The organism is Pseudomonas sp. SZ57, from assembly GCF_009495975.1.
Classification (GTDB): Bacteria; Pseudomonadota; Gammaproteobacteria; order Pseudomonadales; family Pseudomonadaceae; genus Aquipseudomonas; species Aquipseudomonas syringae.
In genome coordinates this window covers 59,137-78,694 of sequence record NZ_WIBD01000021.1, presented here as the reverse complement: position 1 = coordinate 78,694, position 19,558 = coordinate 59,137, and the positions used below count along the sequence as shown (strand labels likewise).

General features: G+C 52.9%; 15 protein-coding genes. 2 read left to right on the top strand and 13 right to left on the bottom strand.

The features are described from left to right. Positions 1–2 precede the first annotated feature (2 nt). Complete coding sequence (locus GE543_RS18970; protein ID WP_153222136.1) at positions 3–443, top strand: glycine zipper domain-containing protein; 441 nt, start codon at positions 3–5, stop codon at positions 441–443. Between the two features lie 133 nt (positions 444–576). Here the strand turns inward: GE543_RS18970 and GE543_RS18965 are convergent, their stop codons facing one another. After that, positions 577–2,511: an ATP-dependent DNA helicase RecQ gene (locus GE543_RS18965; protein ID WP_178118638.1), complete on the bottom strand. Its 1,935-nt coding sequence runs from the start codon at positions 2,509–2,511 to the stop codon at positions 577–579. Between the two features lie 146 nt (positions 2,512–2,657). On the opposite strand from GE543_RS18965, the gene GE543_RS18960 reads away from it, so the two are divergent. After that, a complete protein-coding gene (locus tag GE543_RS18960; RefSeq protein WP_153222134.1) occupies positions 2,658–3,479 on the top strand; it encodes a hypothetical protein in 822 nt (273 codons plus the stop codon). A 601-nt stretch (positions 3,480–4,080) separates the two neighbouring features. On the opposite strand, the gene GE543_RS27490 is transcribed toward GE543_RS18960, so the two are convergent. The 12 genes from GE543_RS27490 to tssM all read right to left on the bottom strand — a co-directional run bounded on the left by GE543_RS27490 (position 4,081) and on the right by tssM (position 19,547). Further along, entirely contained in the window at positions 4,081–4,347 is a 267-nt protein-coding gene (locus GE543_RS27490; protein WP_046271616.1) for a hypothetical protein, read from the bottom strand. Further along, on the bottom strand, positions 4,340–5,134 hold the full coding sequence (locus tag GE543_RS18950) for a hypothetical protein (RefSeq protein WP_153222133.1): 795 nt from the start codon (positions 5,132–5,134) through the stop codon (positions 4,340–4,342). Before GE543_RS18950 ends, GE543_RS27490 begins: the two co-directional genes overlap by 8 nt. Before the next feature lie 312 nt (positions 5,135–5,446). Then, a complete protein-coding gene (locus tag GE543_RS18945) occupies positions 5,447–5,980 on the bottom strand; it encodes a hypothetical protein (protein WP_178118637.1) in 534 nt (177 codons plus the stop codon). Between the two features lie 214 nt (positions 5,981–6,194). Then, positions 6,195–6,932, bottom strand: coding sequence for a hypothetical protein (locus GE543_RS18940; protein ID WP_153222132.1), 738 nt, complete (start codon positions 6,930–6,932; stop codon positions 6,195–6,197). A gap of 141 nt (positions 6,933–7,073) precedes the next feature. Next, on the bottom strand, positions 7,074–7,511 hold the full coding sequence (locus GE543_RS18935; RefSeq protein WP_153222131.1) for a hypothetical protein: 438 nt from the start codon (positions 7,509–7,511) through the stop codon (positions 7,074–7,076). A 542-nt stretch (positions 7,512–8,053) separates the two neighbouring features. Further along, positions 8,054–8,635 carry a hypothetical protein gene (locus tag GE543_RS18930; protein WP_153222130.1) on the bottom strand — a complete coding sequence of 194 codons (582 nt, stop codon included), beginning with the start codon at positions 8,633–8,635 and terminating at the stop codon, positions 8,054–8,056. Next, positions 8,610–11,747: a peptidoglycan DD-metalloendopeptidase family protein gene (locus GE543_RS18925; protein ID WP_153222129.1), complete on the bottom strand. Its 3,138-nt coding sequence runs from the start codon at positions 11,745–11,747 to the stop codon at positions 8,610–8,612. Before GE543_RS18925 ends, GE543_RS18930 begins: the two co-directional genes overlap by 26 nt. 4 nt (positions 11,748–11,751) lie before the next feature. Beyond that, the gene (locus GE543_RS18920; RefSeq protein WP_046236929.1) at positions 11,752–12,222 is read right to left on the bottom strand and encodes a hypothetical protein; all 471 of its coding nucleotides are present in this window, start codon (positions 12,220–12,222) and stop codon (positions 11,752–11,754) included. A 10-nt stretch (positions 12,223–12,232) separates the two neighbouring features. Next, a complete protein-coding gene (tssI, locus tag GE543_RS18915) occupies positions 12,233–14,269 on the bottom strand; it encodes a type VI secretion system tip protein TssI/VgrG (protein WP_153222128.1) in 2,037 nt (678 codons plus the stop codon). A gap of 21 nt (positions 14,270–14,290) precedes the next feature. After that, a complete protein-coding gene (locus GE543_RS18910; protein WP_024652740.1) occupies positions 14,291–15,298 on the bottom strand; it encodes a serine/threonine-protein kinase in 1,008 nt (335 codons plus the stop codon). Further along, on the bottom strand, positions 15,295–16,020 hold the full coding sequence (locus GE543_RS18905; protein ID WP_178118636.1) for a PP2C family serine/threonine-protein phosphatase: 726 nt from the start codon (positions 16,018–16,020) through the stop codon (positions 15,295–15,297). Before GE543_RS18905 ends, GE543_RS18910 begins: the two co-directional genes overlap by 4 nt. Beyond that, a complete protein-coding gene (gene tssM, locus GE543_RS18900; RefSeq protein WP_046236926.1) occupies positions 16,020–19,547 on the bottom strand; it encodes a type VI secretion system membrane subunit TssM in 3,528 nt (1,175 codons plus the stop codon). The genes GE543_RS18905 and tssM overlap by 1 nt, the downstream gene beginning before the upstream one ends. Positions 19,548–19,558 lie beyond the last annotated feature (11 nt).

The following is a 19,558-nucleotide window of genomic DNA, read 5'->3' as shown; positions in this document are numbered from 1 at the left end:
ACATGAAGTATTCCTCGATACTGTTGTTGTCTCTTACCTTGATCGGCGGTGCAGCGTCTGCAGGCAACCTCGAGTCAGGCGTAGGCGGAGCATTGGGTGGGGTACTCGGTTCGGTCGTCGGCCAGCAGGTCGGCGGCAGCACTGGTTCAGCAATTGGCGCGGGTGTCGGCGGCGCAGCCGGTGGCGCTGTAGGCGCAGATCGTCGCAACCGCACAGAAGCAGCCATTGGCGGCGGTCTGGGCGCAGCGGGCGGTAACGTGCTGGGTCGCAGCGTCGGCGGCAACACCGGCAGCCTGGTAGGCTCGGCGGTAGGTGGCGGCGGCGGTGCTGCACTCGGCAACTACATGGGCAACGAAAGCCGCAGCGACGATCGTCATTATCGTGGTGGCCGTGACCATGGCCATCGCCCGAAGCACCACGGCCATCGCCGTCATCGTGACTGATACCACCGTCAGTTGCTGAAGCACAAAAAACCGGCCGCTCTTGAGCGGCCGGTTTTCATTTGTCTGTCGCAACGCAGGCTCAGGACTGGATGCAGAGCATCGCCCCCTTGGTCAGATCACTTTGTACGCGTAGTCAGTTGCCAGCCATCGCCTGCACCCACGTCCTCACCTGTGCGTACGGATAGTCCTCCAGCACGGCAAAACCGGTGGTGGCGCGGGCTTTGAGCTTGGTGAACAGCGGCACGCTGATGCCGCACAGAAAACGCGTCAGGCAGTCAGCGCTTGGCCGCTGGCCGGTGTAGTCCTGGTGCCTGTGGATAAACTCGCTGCACAGTTGCTGAAAGTCCCGATTCGCCAAGGGCTCCAGCGCGGGTGGTTCGGGCAGGTGGGCGACTTCGCCAAGGCAGACCGAGCAATGCCCGCAACGCTCAGGCGCATTGTGATCACCGAAGTACCGCGCCAGCCGATGGGTCAGGCACTGGTCACTGGCGAACACGTCCAGCATGGTGTGAATGCGCGCAACTTCAGTGGCTTCGTGATGAGCGAAATAATCGTGCAATTCGATGCTCAAGGCCTGTGCATCAAAGTCGCTGCGCAACAGGCTGTAGACCTCGGTCATCTGTTTGCTTTCAAGCTCGATCCAGCCTTTTTCCTGAAAGTAATCCAGCGCCTTGACCACTCGCCCGCGCTCGGCGCCGTATTGCTGGTACATCGCCTCGAAATCGACGGTGGCCCAGGTCCGTGCCCGGTTTGAGGTGTCGATCAGGGCCTGAACGAACTCGCGTCGCTCCCCTTCGAAACGCGCCATCAGGTCTTGCGGCTGGAGCAGAAACTTGAAGCGGTACTCGGCAAAATACGCGTAACGCGGCGCAATGATCCCGCGCAGCTCCAGTTGCACCAGCAGGGTCTTCAACGGCAATTGACGAATGTTGCTGAGGTCGGCGAGTGGCCCCAGCAGAAATTCCCACTGCCCGTCATGACGCGCCCCGAGCAGGTCTTCCAGCACACGGGCAATCCCCTCGCGCTCCGGCGTATCGCCGTACACGAAGTTTTCCAGCACGTTGAGGCTGTCGCGGTTGGCCAGCACCAGACAATCCGAAGCAGCACCATCGCGCCCTGCCCGACCGATTTCCTGGCTGTAGTTCTCGATGGATTTGGGCAGGTCGAAATGCACTACGTTGCGGATATCGCTCTTGTCGATGCCCATCCCGAACGCGATGGTTGCCACGATGCAGTTCAAATGGCCGCCCATGAACTGCTTCTGGATCGACTCGCGCTGATCGTTGGGCAGCCCGGCATGGTAGGCGCTGGCGGGCAGGCCATTCTGTTCCAGGTGCGCGGCGATATGTTCGGCGGTCTTTTGCAGGGTCACGTAAACGATGGTCGGTTGCCCGCGACGTTCATTGAGCCACTCCACCAGCAGGCGTCGTTTGTCTCGTCCGCTGACCGGCTTGACCCACAGGTGCAGGTTGGCGCGGTAGAAACCGGTGGTGATGACATCCTCGGGGGCAATGGCGAATTTGTCCTGCATGTCGATGATGACTTGCGGGGTCGCCGTGGCGGTCAGCAGCAATGTCTGGGGAATATTGAATTCGCGCTGGTAGTCCGGCAGTTTCAGGTAGTCGGGGCGGAAATTATGCCCCCACTCCGAGATGCAGTGCGCTTCGTCGACCACCAACAGGGAAATCGGTACTTGAGCGATGAAATTGCGGAAGCGCTCGTTCTTCAGGCGCTCGACCGAGATCATCAGAATCTTCAACTCGCCGGAGCGTGCGCGCGCCATCACGTCAGCGATCTCGTCGCGGCTCTGCGCCGAATCAATGCTCGCCGCCGAAATGCCATGGCGGTGCAGGAAGGCAAGCTGATCCTGAATCAGCGCCAGCAACGGCGACACCACCAGCGTCAAATGCGGCAACATCAAGGCAGGCAATTGGTAACATAGCGACTTGCCCGAGCCAGTCGGAAAGATCGCCGCAGCCGAGCGTCCGGCCAGTACCGCACTGATGGCAGCCTCCTGCCCCGGCCGGAACTGTGTGTAGCCGAATACCTGTTCGAGACGCTGGTGCATTCGCGGTCCATCCATCAGTCAAAAAACGGCCTCAACCTTAACGCGCCAGGCCGGATGCACATAGCACCAAAGCGTTGCAGAAACTCTACCCACCGGCCGATATCATTGTAATATCACCACCGAACATCGCTTGATCAGGAGCAGGAATGGATTCCCTACAGCAACCCGAGGACGACGGGATCATCCTCATTCAGCGCCTCGTGCCCGGTCAGGTCGATGTGGTGCTGGGCTCGCATCCACGCCGCAAGCGCGTCGATGCGCCTCGCCGCTCACGCCCTTATGGCCTGTGGCTGGCGTGCCTTATTGCTGCAGCCTGCGTGGCCGGACTGATCACCTCACATGCGAGAGACCCCAAAGCGCTGGCAATACCGCCTGTTGTGCAATCCGCACCTGAAACCCAGACAGTCGACGCCGAGGCGCAGCCCGCAGCCGCCGCCGATCCTGCGCCCGCACACATTCGAAAAACCGCAGAGCTTGTGCCGATCGCGGCCACTGTAGCGCCGCCTGCTCCTGTGCAGCCCTTGGATGACTGCATGAAAAAAGGCAACGTCATCGATGAGGCGGTGGCGAACTGTCGATTCGGCCAGGCTCCACGCCCCGCTCAGGCAGAACCTGCAACAGGCATGGTGTCTGCCGACTACATGGCCGATTTCAAGGCCAATGCTTCACGCAACTCTGCGCGTTCTTCCAGGCCTTACAGCGTAGCGACGGCCTCCATCCGCGAAGCGGACGGCAGAAACCGCTACCGCGCGCAGTGGCGGGTCTACGGCAACACGATCGATGGCGACAGCGTCTGCGAAAACTTTGCTATTCGTTCATTCGAACGGCGCGAGTGTCGCAAGGCAGCGGAGGTCAATTTCAGAGAAGAGTGCCGAGAGTGGACCAAACGCGCGGCGAGAAACCGCGACGAGGACAGTAAAAACGCCCAACAGCGCTATTGTGAAGTGACCGCAAATTTCTCACCTTGAAAACAAGCCTGCGCCGCTCTGGCACAGCAGTTTCACCGGTTTTTTCTACGTTCCCGATGCATGGCCGTGCATCTGAGAATCCGCAAAAACGGACACATGTATAGCCAAAGGCTTACACGCAATGAAGCGAATGGCTATTTTGCACCTGCCGTCAGAGCCGTAGTATTGGATCCAACAACTGGCGAACAAGGAGTTCGCCAGGATCAGGGACGATCGACCATCGCCGGGAAGGCAGCCGACAGGGAGTTGGAATGGTCTTGGTACAAACCCGCTTCGGCGGGTTTTTTATTGCCTGCGATTTTTGCCGTCAGCAGCCATACCGCCTCAAGATTTTTCCTGACGCCAGATTTCCCGCTCTTCAAAGGGCCGTTCGAAGCTGAGCCCGCGAGGTATAGCGAAAGGCTTACACGCGCTGGAGGAATTTGGCTATTTCCGACCCGGCTCGCGCTCCGTAGTATTGGATCCATCAAGGGGTGAACAGGAGTTCACCCGGATCAAGGATGATCGACCATCGCCTCGGAGGCGTCCGACAGGAAGTCGGGATGGTCTTGGAAAAACCCGCTTCGGCGGGTTTTTTGTTGTCTGCAGGAAGGTCGGGCGGTCACACCGCCCTACCGCCTAAGCATTTCTCAAAATGCTGCTGCAGCAAATGCCGCGCGACGCCTGTATTCAAGTAATCGGCGATCAGCAGGTGGTTTCGCTTGCCTGTCATAGTTGGCGGAAAGGACAGCCACTGGATCAACAGAAAAGTACCCAGCGCCAGTAAAGAGCCGATAAACAGGGTTAACAGCAGCCCATGCACACGAGCGCCTTCATGCAAAACAGCATCACCGGTGGCGGCGTCGGCACGCGTGTGCGGTTCACTCATCTAAAGCGATGGATTCCTCAAGAATCCAACCGGTAGTTTTTTTAGCTCCCGAATAAATCACCTTAAAGTAGGAGGCATTACCATCACTATAATAGTCTTGCAACTCTACAATATCGCCCTTTACAAGATAAGCCTTTCTTTTAACAAAACTAGAAGAACCACTTTTATTAAAAAAATATGACTTTCCTACAACCACGCGCGCGGGTGCCTGCTCCATCGTGTTTTCCTTAACAATCTTTGGCTCGGAACAAGATGTTTCATTGCAAATTTCAAGCTTTTGCAAGCGCTCTGAAAACTGCGTTCTCTTCTCGCAAAAATAATAATCTTTTTTTATACGAGAATAGCAAACAGCGTCATCGTGCTTGATGGGACCATCATTGTAGCTACTTAAGATTTTTTCAGAGACAAAGTCCGGGCTCCCTATCGAACGCACGACTGACTTTTTAAATTTATCTGTTTTTTGGTCAAAAACGAACAGGTAATAACTTTCATTAACAGAGTTTTCTGCATACTGGAGTGCAATAACACAAGGCTCTTCTTTTCCTACGGAGCCATAATAAGCAAACAGATCACCCTCTTGCTTTTCCATATCTAAGCCATAAACCTCCCCAGAAACTTTGACCACTCCAATACTGCCATTTTTAAGCTGTAGGCTATTTTTATTACCAACACACGCAGCTCTTATTTTTTGCGTTACTCCTGACTTGATGAGTACGTCGTCAAATTGCGCGCAAGCTTGTACCGGGAAAAAAATTATTAGAGCCCTCCACGCTATAGAAAGCCTCATTTCATTGCCTCCTTGATCTTACTGACCTTCGAGACGGAGTGACTGGTCAGACCAGTTTATTGCCACAGCAGCAAAAGCGGCCTCTGCAGAACCGTGCTCCGCATCATCTAGCTAGCTGTCCGATGCTGATACATAAAGTTGAGCTGATGACTGAGTCTCCGTATCTAACTGATTAAAAACTCTCCTCGTTTAAAAGCTCTCGCAGACAGCGATAATTTCCCGCCTGGGTCTTGGCATCAAATACTTTTTCGAGCGACCAGTCTTCAATATAGCTTAAGGTCCAGCAATCGCTATACTTGAATGTGAGTATAGTCATTTGAAATCTTCGGCACTTTTAGACACGGTCTCCATGCCTTGATCAGCCTTCCTGCTAATAAACGCATAGCCACCTTCCTCACAGTTCTTCCTCAGTAACAATTTACCATCTTTCAAAACAGTCAAATAGCTAACAAATGCCTGCGCCAGCAAATATGTATATCGACCATTCTTAAATTTAATGATACCTTTGTTAACACTTCCTTCCGAAGCGTCCACCAAAAAAAACTTACCCACTGGAGGAGCTTTTTTATTTGGATACAACAACTCCATATTATCGGGTGTTCCATATCGATATTGAACATAACCAGAGCCCGGAGCTTTATTATTAGACGCACACACCGAGACGATTTTATTTCCAGGCAAAGGGCAACTAAAGTAAACGTCCTCCTCAGCTGCGCATAAAGTCATACCCAAACTGTCTACATCTGTCTGGCCTGCATCTAACGGCCCAGCGCACAAACAAGCAATAACAGCAAATAGCGAAGTATTTAGACCTGACTTTCCGCTCCAACTGCATTTCATACTCATTTAACCCCCACCCCAAACAAGTTTAAATTTATTTATCCTTGCCCGCCTACTATCGCTCTTTTGTTAACAACACCAGTTCTTTTCAACCGGATTTTCGCACGCTGGCTGAGGAACTTGCCCCGCGCGCGATCGACGAAGCGGCCTAGGTAGTCATAAAGCATTTCAAATATTTAAAATTATTTTTTAAATAAAATACAAGCAAACATACTTATTGCTACCTCATCAGATTTTTTAAATCTTTGTAGTTAAAACTCTCAAACTTTTCAGAAAGGTCTTTTGAAACAACCTCGATATGATCCGGCGTATCTAGCTTATCTTTCTTGTAAACCGTAAACACTTTACTACGACCATAATCGTGTGTGAGCTTATTTTCTTGAACAACAGCCCGTGGCGAACTAACATCAAAATCATCTTGCGACTCATAGATCCGTAATATCTTAAGACCATTAAGAAAACCATCTTCAATTGATATGACCACTGGCGGATCTTGCATCAGAGGTGATGTATCAACTGACTCTATATTTTTCTTCCACATCTCTGAATATTTATAAATTAGCTTTTCATAATCCGCTAATACTTTCTCGTTTATGCCACATACAGCTTTGTTAATAAGTGCACCGTTTTGTTCGCTGCGAATGTTGCCATAAATGCAGTCAACAAGAAAAATGTTATCCACTCTTTTCAAGGTCACATAGGCCTCGAACTGTGAACGTGAAGCTAAATTTTCGTAATGCAAAGCCTTTTTTCCATCAAAACTAGCGATTCTCCTAGTGATTTCTCCTGTATCTCCAACAACTCCCTTTATTAAAGCCGAATTTCCTGGCCAGCTAATCTTCAGGTTTTTATTGGTGCTGTCTACCTCGTACACTTCATTACCTATCCCTATATCAGATGCTGTTGCAGCCGCACTGCCAAACATGCATAAAATCAAAAAAACATTCAAGATATTCATATTATTTACTCTCTGACGCAATGGAGGTTGCCTTCAAGATCTTTTCAAAATTCAAAGCTCAACTTGCAATCAAATCTTTTTATCGTGATATTCATGACTACTCCCATCCCAGAATAATCTGAATTTCATTTCAACCACGCGTCAAAGTTTATTATCTTTTACTTCGATTAAAAACCAACAACTGCTTAACTTGAACACGTATAAAACCTGATAGTCTGTATCGGTTTTTTCCAGTTTGACCGTGGCTTTTCTCTGATCACTCTCGATGACCTCAAGCGTGAGCCCACGCTCTTTACGCACGCTTATTTCAGGGACAACGGGAAAGGATATTTTCTCCTTGGCAAGCCGCTGAGTCTCTTGCTTAGGCTCTGGTTCAGCCACTACTGTCACCAGTTTTTTGAGAGGATAATTTGTGAACTGTTTTTGAATAGCTGCGTTTTCTGCAAAGACATCCACGAACTTGGAGATATCCTTCGAGGGGCATAATGCTTGCCCACTGCTGGCCGCATTAGCCCCCATGGCGAAGGCAGTCAGTATAGAAATCATCGCAACAAACCGGAGAACCAAATTAATCTTCATAGAATATCCTATCTTTTACTCGGAAAACAAAAAATCTTTGATTTAACCTCTCAGGCGGTGCACTCACCAACTTCTGATGCATCAAACTCTCCGACCTGTCCTTATCCACCCTCCCGGCAATATCGTACTTAATATACCGTGATGACGGCGCCGGTTCCAAAACCCTCTTAGGTATCAGGCTCTTTCTTCCTAGATCTTTCATTAACTTAGGATATTCTTTATAGTAACCATCCATTTGACTTTATCAGTACCCCGCAAAAAAATGCAATGTTCAGCTTTAGCACTAGACTGCAAGCCCAGTTCTTTCCAAAATTGAACTACCGATACATTTCTTCTATGCTTTGGTACGCTTAGGCTACCTTTAATAATTCAGAAAAACGAATTAACCTTAGACTATCAGCGCTATCTTTAATCTCGGTGCGGACCTGATCACTGTAAATATCCGTACCCCGTACCCGTTAGCGAGAAGCGGGTCTGCCTAAAAACTTAATGAAACAAGCATTAAATCCATAAGCAAACCTTGTCTCGCAATAAACTTAAGTCTATCTGTCCTGGCCAGCTAGATACTTTTTTATCGCCGCAGCATCCTTGTAATCGCAGGTAACAGCCTTTCCGGTTACTAAATCCTGCCCTTCATTGCAGTTTTGGAGAACGGAATCTAGTGGATCACCCGGAAAGTACTTTATAGAAATTTTATCTCCCTCTTTTATAATAGGCATTTCCATAACTGAATATGTCAAACCTCGAAACCCTTTGTTTTCGACGTGACTTCTTGTAAGTAGATACATTGACTTACCGGCGACATCTGCTGATTTTTTTTCAAAGAAAAAAATAGATGCAATCTCTTCACCTTCAACCTTCCATATATAGCTTAATTCCGGACCACCAAAATTAATTGGCGTATAAAATATTTCCGCATCTGCGACATGCATATTACTAACTTTATCTTTCAAATTATTTTTCAGAAAGAATACCGAAACCTTTTGCTGCCCCAATGAAGCTATCACTGGTGGATGCAGCTGCCCTATTGATGGACTATCCACAGCCCAAGTATTTGGAACGTGCAACCCAAAAAACAAAGCACAAAGCCCCAATTTTTTAGATGCCTTCAAAAATCTTTTCATTTTTGTATATCCTTTCAAAGTTCTTCCAGCGTTCATCGTAACTCTTCGTATCTCTATTAATTATCCTCGTCACCGCATCGACATTCGCTCTATCCTCACCCTTATCTGCTTCCATAAAAATATTGTTTTTCAGCCAAAAATACACACCAGATCTTACTGAGTACTTGTAATTCGTATGCAACAAATCCGGCTCTTGGACAAAATCTATATCCTCACCCCAAAATGTCTTGTGGTAGATTTTGAAAGTTTCATAGTTAGCTTTACCAGTTAAATGTTTCAGCCCTCTGCCTCTGTATTTCCAACCATCACCAGACGCCACACTTCCATTGCCTAACTTATTAGAATATGCTCTATTCGCGATAGCTTTTTGATTTTCAGGAGATACATATTTATTGGTTCCGGTGTACCCGTATATAGTAGCTTCGTCAGGATTTCTAGCAAAATAACCAAAGGTGCCTTTCAGTCCTGCTACACCATATGTAAAATCTTCCTCAACCTTACATTTAGATCCAATTTCCTGACGAACTTGAGCGAAGAAATGACTTATACGCAATACGGTATCGAGCTTATATCTCTCAGAGTTCTCATTTATTTGCGAAGCAATTTCTGCCAATAAATCGTCTTTTATTGCATTATTCTTCAGATCTTCAAATACCTTCTTTAACATGTCGACTGTTATTTTTATTTTCCCACCTTTACTTATCATATTGTTCACGAAAGAAACTGGATGTAAATGCCATAAAATACCTTCATTGAAAGGCGCTGACTGCGATCCAATATCTTTCCAAAAAACCAGACTGTCGATACGCTTTTTTTCGTGTTCCAGTACGTTAGGGCTATCTTTTAGCAATTCAGGCAAGCGAGCCCACTTTGGACTATCGGCGCTGTCTTTCCACTCTGTAGGATGATAAGCAACCAGCTTCGACCACTGGTCTCTAAGCTCGCTATTTTTTAGCGCCTGTGTGAGATCATCTGATGTGACTTTCCCATCGGAATTTCCCAGCTTGTCCAAGCTTGTGTAAAGCTCTTTAAAAAACGCTGGCATGTCGTCAGGATCTAAAAAGCCGTCAGCGTTGGCGTTTTCTTCTTTTACAATTCGGAAGCCTAACTTTTCCCAATCATGCTGCGAAATAAACTTGGCTTCACTTTTTTTAATGAGCCCCGTTTTAGTCACAGTTTCATCCAATACAGAAACCTCGTACCACTCAACAGTATCTTTAAACGGGGTGGCTTTAGCCAGATCAACCACATGCTCTTTTTTCAAATCGATCTGACCGGTTTCAGGAGCCTTCTTATTTAGCTTGGTATCGGCCGTCAGGTAGATATATTGCTTACCCTCCTTCACACCAGCCTTATTCTTCAAAAAATCCTCTATTCTAGGATCAGCCGAAAAGACCTCCACGTGCACCTGATACTTGCTGGAAACCCCACCCGTTGGTCCTGCTATGTTCTCGTTCAGCCCTAAATAGCCAATTGGATCTCCCGCCTTGATGGCTGTCTCCATTGGAACGACTGCATCGAAAACAGTAGGCGTCAGCGCTTGCCACTGAACAAAGCGGTTGGGGGAGACATCCTCCACGCAAGCCCAGAAAGAAGACGGCACTGGCAAGGAATGGCCCTTCAACCCCGTCGTCGGACCTGAAGTGCTTGGAATAAACGTACATTCAGCCATTCGTAACGTCTTGGTTCCGATCTTGAGATTGAGCACTTTTGCGCTATCGAACTCGATCGTACTGTTCGTGCATAGCACCAGGCCCTGATTTGAACTCTGTGTCGTTGCCGCGCTTATGGGCTGCCCCGCCGCCGCACCGTGAGTGAGTGTCGCCGGCGGGTGGCGGAGGGTCAGTCCGCTGGCGGTGACGACCGCTCTGACTTTTCCTTTCCAGTATCCGGGCTTGGTTCTCTCTGGCGGGACGACTTCTTGCCAGCTGGGCGTGCCATCCGATTTGGGGTAGGAAGTACCGTTCTGTTTGTAGGCAAACCAGAACTCCTGCCCTTCGGTGCGCCCGCCAACTGTACCTTTTATGAGTTTACCTTTCGCATGAACACGATCAGCGTGTTCTTCCAGAATTTCAATTTCGGCACCCGCGGAGATGGCTCCATATTCCTGGCAATCGGGAGCGCCTTTGATGTCACTTCTCGCCCTGAAGCCGCTCGCAATCATCTTGATTCTTAGAGCCGGTATTTCATCTTGGGAAACCGGGTATCGGTCAAACGGCAGCAAGTGCATGTACAGGCTGTAAAACGTCAGTTCGTTGCTGGTGCCAGGCTGCACCTCAGTGTTGGCGGGTGACTTATAGTCATGGCGCACAAGACAGAACGAATTGGAGTATTTCAGGGATTGCGTTGCTTCGGCACCGGCAAATTCGCTTGTCAGATAATCTTTGTTCAGACGGTAGGCGACCACCACGCCGTTGCCTATGCAGCGAACGGGCTCTTCTCGCACACATTGCGGGGAACTCTGATCGGTGATGTGGATGCCGCCGTGCCAGAACTTGTGACTACCCAAGAGATAATGGCCTGACGTTTCTTTCTCCAGAGCGGCAAACAGTTCTTCCGCGTCCTTGTACTGCGCTCCTCCCGCCTTGCGAATGGGAAATTGCCAAGTGCCGCTCGCCGCTACGGTTTCAGCAGGCGCGGGGGCAGCTGGACTGACGCCATCCGGATTGGCCAAGTTCGAAATGTCGAATCCGCGAGGATCAACTGTCGCATGTCCGCGTGCTAGATTTGGCTGGCCTTTAGTTCCGTTTCTCAGTACTTCAAAATGTAAATGCGCGCCTGTCCCTATACCGGTATTTCCGCAAGGGCCAACGGTTGCTCCTTTGGCAACGGATGCCCCCAATGCTAGTGGAGATGGCGCGCTCATATGCGCATATAGGGTGTGAACAATTTCTGTGCCGTTAGCGTGCTCTAGGACTACCAGATTCCCGTATCCAGCCATAACGCCTTTGTAGACCACCTTCCCGGCGCCAGCTGCGGGGATAGATGTGCCTACGGGAGCGCCCCAGTCCTCGCCTCTATGCGGACGAACCTCTCCACTGACAGGGTGAGTACGTGTAGGATTCCACTCGCTTGTATAACGAAAAGATGCACCTGGATTATAGAGTTCCATATTATTACTCACTGTACTCATCACAGTAGAAAACTGAACTTCCTTGTTGCTTCGGATTTGCTATTAAAACAGGCGACATACCGTCTTTTTGATTGAGCTTAATATTCGTAAATTTAGCTTTAAGTGTAGCCTCAACGGTCGCAGGGCTGTCTTTTAAATATATAGCATGAACACTAAATGGTCCTTTATAGGGTATGGCTATTTGATTTACTGCCAATCCATAGAACGTATCATTTACGCAGTAAAAAGCAGCCTCATCGACTCTGCAAGGCTCTAGCTTTCGTTCAGTAAAATACGCACCGCTGGCTTTCTTCGTCACAGGATCAAGGTAGATATTCTTGATCTGGCAAGCTTCGATTCCACGGAATTGTTCTTCCAACGTGGTATTAGAACATGCACTTATAGTGACCAGCGCTAAAACAGAAAAGGTCAGTTTTAAGCGTCTCAGCGTCGACTGTGAATTAGTGTTAATCATGAGTTTATCCTTATTCAGAAAACGCAAAAAAAGCCTTCGGTTCAACCTTCTCAGGCGGAGCATTCACCAACGCCGGATCCATCAAACTCCCCGCCTTATCTTTATCCACAACCCCCGGCAACCTGGGCGGCTTGATGCCTATCCCGGTGCCGGTTCCGGCGGAGCCTCCAGCGTTGACCTTCGCGATCGGGCCGATCATGGTTATCCCGCCCGCGTCGAGCTTGATGAAGCTCCCGCCCGCTTTCACGGTGAGCTCCACGCCTGCCTCGATGACGATCTTTTCGCCGGCCTTCAGGTGAATCTCGGTGCCTGCGCTGGTCAGTTGCGCGGTGCCTAGTTTCACGTGCTGGTTCTGCGCGACGGTCAGGTGGTCGTCCATGCGCACTTCGGTCTTGCGGTCGGCGTGGGTGGTGCGGTGTTCTTCGGCTTTCAGCTCGGTGTAGGTGTTCTTTTCGACCGTGTCGTGGCGTTCGTTGCCGACGCGGATTTTCTGGTCGTGCTCGATGTTTTCGTCCCAGTCCCGCTGGGCATGGATGAAGATCTGTTCCGCCCCTTTTTTATCTTCGATACGCAGTTCGTTGTAGCCGCCACCGCCAGGGGAGCTGAAGGTCTTGAATACCGTGCGGGTCTTGTTGGTCGGCAGCGGGTACGGAACCTGGTTTTCCTTGTGATACAGGCAGCCGGTCACCAGCGGTTGGTCCGGGTCGCCCTCAAGGAATGACACCAGCACTTCCATCCCTACGCGGGGGATGCTGATGCCGCCGTAGCGATCGCCCGCCCAACTGCTGGAAACGCGTAGCCAGCAACTGGTCTTGTCATCGGCCAGGCCTTCGCGGTCCCAGAAGAACTGGACCTTCACACGGCCATACTGGTCGCAGTGAATCTCTTCACCCTTGGGCCCGGTGACCACGGCGGTCTGGCTGCCGAGCACGCGAGGCTTGGGGTGTTGCAGTGCCGGGCGATAAAAGACGGCCCACGGGGTTGCCAGGAATCGGTTGCGATAGCCGTGGTGGAAGTCGTCCTTGTTGTTGGTGGTGTCGCTGGTCACCGACTCTTCCAACACTTGCGGCTGCTTGCCTTCATGGACGATCTCGGTCAGCAGCCACAAGTCGTTCCACTCCGCGCGTGGGTGCTCGGATAACGGAAGAAAATGCCCGCTCTTGAGCGTGGTCTGATCGCCCCAGCCTTCGGCTTGCTGATAGTCGGCGCGATGGCGCTCAAGGGCGCGCTGGCTGAGGAATTTACCCCGCGCACGATCCAGGAAGCGGCCTGGGTAGTCGTAGTCTTCCAGGTCTGGCTCGGTGCTGTCGCCAGCAGGCTTGTAGGCCGCTTCGAGTTGCAGGTTGGGTTTTTCAAAGTCGTAGTCGCGACGGGTGATGCGACTGGTTCGGGTTTCCAGACGCAGTTGGAATCCCTTTATCACCGGCACGTCAGCGACCAGACCGCTGCCTTGCACATAAGCTGTGGGCTGACTCAGCTTGGGGAAGACAGTCTGGTCATCGCCGAAAACCAGCACGTGCCCTTCCTGGCTGTGCTGGAAATGGTAGTGAACCCCCTCTTCCTCGCACAGCCGCTGGACGAAGTGCAGATCGGTTTCATCGTACTGCACGCAGTAATCGCGCGCCGGGCATGGCTGGCCGAGCTGAAAGCTGTAGCCGTTGCCCTTGATTCCATGCTCTTCCAGGATCAGCGCGATGATTTGCTGCGCCGACATCTGCTGATAGATGCGCTGGTTGGTCCGGTGATGCAGGTACTGAAACTGCGGCACCAACGACAGGGTGTAACGCGTCAGACGCTTGCCAGCGTCGCCTTGGGCGATGCGGTAGATCTGCCCGTGGATGCCATTCCCTTGTGGATCGAAGGCCAGAAATGCCTGCTTGTGCAGAAGCGTCTCCAGATCGATGTCGGGGTTTTCGCTAACCAGTTCCAGGTCGAAACGAAACGGTTGGCTGATGCTTTCAGTGCCTGTAAACGACAACACTTGCAGGTCGCCTGAAAAATCTTTGACGGTCAGACTGAAGTGCGTTTCGTTAGAAGGATTGAACATTGTTTGCTCCCTGTTCGGTCGTCATCCGTTACACCAAGGTATCAAGCGTTGCAGCCTGGACGAGGTGGCGGCGAAAGCGTCACGCAGTTGTTTGGCAGTGATCTTGCGATCCTGTGCATCGAATGTCAGTGCCGACCGCAAAGCGGGCCAGCAGTGTTTCGGTAAATTCCTGGGTGCCTTCAACTCACGCTCAAGACGCTCGTCACGCGCCTGGGTCGACGGCAAGCGGCGAAACGGGTGCTTGCCTCCCGACAGTTCAAAAATCACACAGGCAACGCCATACACATCGGCGCTGGCTGAAAGTGCCTGGCCTTCCAGCAATTCCGGGGCTGCATAGCCCGGAGTCCAAGCGTTGAAACGGTCGCGACTCAGGTGAGGCAGGCCCGGCATTACGCCCTCCTCGGCCTGGCCAAGGCCAAAGTCGAACAGGCGCACGCCTTCTTCGCTGAGCATGACATTGCTGGGCTTCATGTCGCCATGCAACACGCCGCGGGCATGGGCATAAGCCAGTGCGTCGAGCAGCGCCAGTGCAATGTCACGCAATTCTTTCCACGGCAGGCCCAAAGGCCGTTCGCATAGCAGTTTGTCCAAGGTCAACCCACGCATGAGCTCCATGGTGATGAAGGCCCGCTGGCAGTGAGTGTCCACTTCGAACGTGTGCAAGCGCAGTACGTTGTTGTGACGAAGGCGTCGGGTCAGGGCGAACTCGCTGTAAAGCAAGGCGCTTGCATCCGGCGACTCGGCAAATTCTTCGCTGAGAATTTTCAGCGCAACATAAGGATCAGGCTCGCCAAACTGTTCGCTCAGCAAGTCCTTGGCCCGGTAGACCGCGCCCATGCCACCGGCACCGAGTAGTCGCTCGATACGATAACGACCTGCCAGCACGTCGGGCATCTCACCGATACTGGCCTTGGTCGGCGCCAGCACAGATTCGGCCTTGTGTGATTTGGCAAACGCGAAGTAGGTCAGGTTGCTGTCCTGCTCTTCGCTCACCGGCAGGTCGTCGTTCGGGCGCATGAGTTCAGTCATTTGCGGATCACCACGGCCGTCAGATTGTCTCGCGCAGAACCACGCAAGGCGCCATCGAACAAGCGCTCCAGCGCCACCTGTGGCGCGGTCAGGCTCAAGGCGCTACCGAGTGCATCGCTGCCAAGTCCCTGATACAGGCCATCGCTGCACAGCAAAAATGCGTCGCCGGGATATACCTCTAGCTCCAATACATCCAGGGTCAACTGTTCTGCCGCACCGACCGCGCGCGTCAAGGCGTGCGCGGATGGATGAGCTCTGGCCTGTTCGACGCTCATTTTCTCCTCGTCGATCAATTGCTGTTGCAGCGAGTGGTCTTTGGACAGCTGGTACAGACGCTGTCCGCGCCACAAGTAACAACGGCTATCGCCCGCCCAGATACAGGCGGCGCGATTGCCCTCAACCATCAGCGCCACTACCGTGCTGCCCATGATGCTGTCATGGCGACCCGCAGTGACTGTCAATTCCTGACCCAGACGGCGGTTGAGCCAGTGCAGACATTGACGAATGCCCTTGAGGCGTTCGTCAAAGGCTTCCTGCACAGGCAGTTCCGCCAGGCTGGCGACGATCAACTGACTGGCAACATCGCCACCCTGATGACCGCCCATGCCATCCGCGACCACCCACAGCCCATGCTGCGGGGAATCCAGAAAAGCATCTTCGTTACGCGCCCGTACCTTGCCGGCATCGGTGCGCGCAGCGCTGCGCCAAGGGCTGGCCAGCATCAAAGCTGCCCCGGCATACGGAAGGTGCGCAGTGCGCCCATGTCAAACGGGTTCGGCGTACGCTGGCTGGTCAACAGGTAGTTGGCGCGCAAACCACCCACGTCAGCCTTGAGCACCAACACGTCGCGCCCGGTCAGGTATTCGGTCTGCATCAGGTCGAACAGACGGAACAGCGACCATGGACCGGTATTCTTCTCAAGCCCCAGCGGACGACCCACCATTCTGTCGAGTACCAGGCTGGTGCGACCGTCTTCCGCATCTGTAGGCCATTTGAAGGACACCGGTACGATCGGACCGTGACGGTATTCAATGGTCTTGTCGCCAAACTTGAACTCGGAGCGACTGACAGACGGGTCAAGGGTGTAAGGCTCCAGCTTGAACTGCACCTGCGGCTCGGCCGGGTTGTCGGCGAAGAAGCTCTGGCGGATCACCAGTGCCGCGGCCATCTGGTCGAGATAGACCTTGGAAACCGGCAGGCTGTAGCCATCGACGCTGCGCATGCGATAGTTGCCTGCATCGCCACTCACGAACGGACGCATGTAGTTATCGAAGAAGCGATCGGCAATGCCCTGAGCCTTGAAGAACTCACGGAAGTCACTGATTGCCACGTCGCTGGCGCTGTGCGCGTCAAAGGGATAGCGCTTGCTGATCGCCTTGCCATAGAAGCTGTACAGCTCGCTCTGATAGCGCTGGTTAAGGTACTGATAGGAATCGCCCAGCACCAGGCGCCAGGTGTCTTCAGCCAGAACGTTGAACCACACGCCTACCGGACGCGGCAAACGGCCGGACGCCGTACGCAGATTGCTCAACGCATCGCGCTGGCCACCCATTCGGCTTTTGGCCATTTCGAAGGCGGCCTGATCCGGCGAGCTGGAACGTGCAAGGCTCGCCATCTGCAGTTGCAGCTCATTGAGAGCGGCCAGGGCAGGCGTCAGGTCGGCAGTCGGTCCGTTGTTGTCATCCAGCAAGCGGTGCAACGGCTCGAAGCGACTTTGCAGAGACTTCCTCGCGGTATCCGGCAGTTTTTTCGCCAATGCATCCGATGCCTTGCCTGCTGCAGCAACTGCCAGTTTGCCAAGCTTGCCACCATTCTCTGTCAGTTGCCCTGCTGCATCGGCAGCTTCTTCTGCTGAATCGGCAACCACCGGGAAGCGAGTATTTTCACGCACCTCTATGAGCAACTGGATGACCGGGGAGTTGGCTGACGTCAGGCCGGCCAACTGCTCGGCGCCTTCGCCGAAGTCATTGATTGCTGGCAGTTGAACCTCGCCTATCGCTTCACCCCAATAGTTGGCGTAGTCGCGGAAGTACAGCTGCTCCAGTTCAACCATCAGGCGGCGCAAGTCCATCGTGCTGAGACCGGCACCTTCACCCAGAACCCAGTTATCGCTCAGGATGTCAGTGACCAGTTTGGTGCCCTGAACCGAGAAATACTGCTGGTAGCCCTGTTGGGTGTAGAAGCCGGGGATCGTGTAATCGGTACCGACAAACAGCGCACCCTGAGGGCCAAGGTGCTGGCCCAAAGTGTATTCAGGCAGATTGCGGGCCTGCTCGCGCAGCATGCGGTAGACCACGGTCGCCAGAGACTCGCTACGCAGAATCTGACGCGCCTGAGCCACCAGCGGATCATTCAGCGGGTAGCTGAATGGCTGCTTCAACAAACGATCAAAATGGGTGTTCAAGCCGTTCTGTACCGCAGTGTTGCCGGTATAGCGCTGGGACCATTCGGCAGCGACCCAATCCTTGAGCCACTGAGCGTCGCGGCGATCCGTCATGTTCAGCATCAGGTACGCACGCAGGCTGTTGAGCAGGCGGTCGCGATCCTTGGTGTTGGCGCGGATCTGGCTTTCCAGCAAGTTTGCAACACGGGGCAGCAACTGGTCGTGAAGCTCACGTTCGTAAGCGACCCTGACCACCGGATTGACGTCTTCGCCTTGATACAGACCGCCACGCTCGTGATAACTCACGTCACCTTTTTCCGGGAAGACTTGAGTGGCTGCGTAACTGGTGTCGAGGGTTTTGAGCACCGCCATGGAGTCATCGCGAGCGCTCAGCGCCGAACGTTGCTGAGTCCAGGTCTGAGCCAGACTGCGCAGGTTTTCCAGACGTGAATAGTTGGCCGAAAAACCGCCAGCCCACAGTACGCCGAACAGCGCCAACGCTGCCAGCGCGCCCACGTACAACGCACGTTGGCCCCAATGGATGCGACTGCGCTCACGCTTGTCCAGTCCCGCGAGATCGGCTTCCGGAAAGATGACCCGGCTGAGCAGATGGTGGATAAATCGTGATCGGCCGCTGCGCAGGGTAGGCAACACTCCGGCATTCATACCCAGATTGGCGCCGATGCCAGCCGTAGTAGCGTCCATTTCCTCTGTCAGATGTGGCGCACTGGTCAGGTAAAAGCCGCGCAACTGACTGACACGCTGGTAGCGGTTACCGGTAAATGCCAGATCGACAAACAGGCACAGGCGCTCGCCGATCTGCCCGAGTCGATGCGGGAAGTCGAGAATTCGACCACGACGCTGCGTGTCACGCTCTTGATGCATGCGCATGATCACCTGACTGTTCAGGCGACGCAGCAGCTCTTCGAACTCGGTGCGCAACACCGCCACATCAGTACCCATCTGCTCTTTGCGGAAGCTCGTGCCGAGGACCTGATCGCTTTCTTCACGCGTCAGTTGATCGAAGAACTCTTCAAAACCCAATAAACGGTCGGCCTTGCTCAGGACCAGATAGATGGGCACATCGACGTGCAGTTTCTGATGCACGTCCTGCAAGCGCGCACGCACCTGACGAGCGAGTGTTTCAAGGTTCTGTTCACTGTCGTTCAGCAGGGTTTCGACCGGAATGGTCACCAGTACACCGTTAAGCGGACGATTGCGGCGACGTTTGCGCAGCAGTTCCAGCAAGGTGTTCCAGGCACTGCCGTCGACTTCGGCGTCAGGCTGGGTCAGGTAGCGGCCAGCGGTGTCGATAAGCACGCCGTGATCGGCGAAGTACCAGTCACAATGACGGGTGCCCAGAGTGTCCCGTGTCAGTTTGCGTTCAATCTTGTTGATCGGAAACTCAAGGCCCGAGAAATCCAGCAGGCTGGTTTTGCCACTGCCTTGCGGACCTATCAGCAGGTACCAAGGCAAGTCGCTGCGCCAGCGTTCACTACGGCCGCGATAAAGGCTCGAGGTTTTCAGCGTTTTCAACGCAGCCTTGAAGCGCGTTTTCAGTTCCTTCTGCTCTTCGTCGATCTGCTCTTCACGGCGGATGCGATCCTGGCCGTCTTCGCTGTCTTCGATGGCTTTTTTGCGAACACCCGCGCGCCAACTGACGAAAACCATCGTCAGGCCCCAGATCAGGAACAGCACGCTGATGGTCAGCAGTCGCGATGTGGAGCTTTCCCAGAACTTGTAATCATCTACCGCCAGCAGCGGCCCGGCGAACCACACCAACAGCGCAACAAACAGCACCAGCAGCAGCGTCCAGACCCATGTCTTGCGCAGGAATGCGCCGACTTTCTTGAAGAAGTTTTTCATCATGCGTCCCT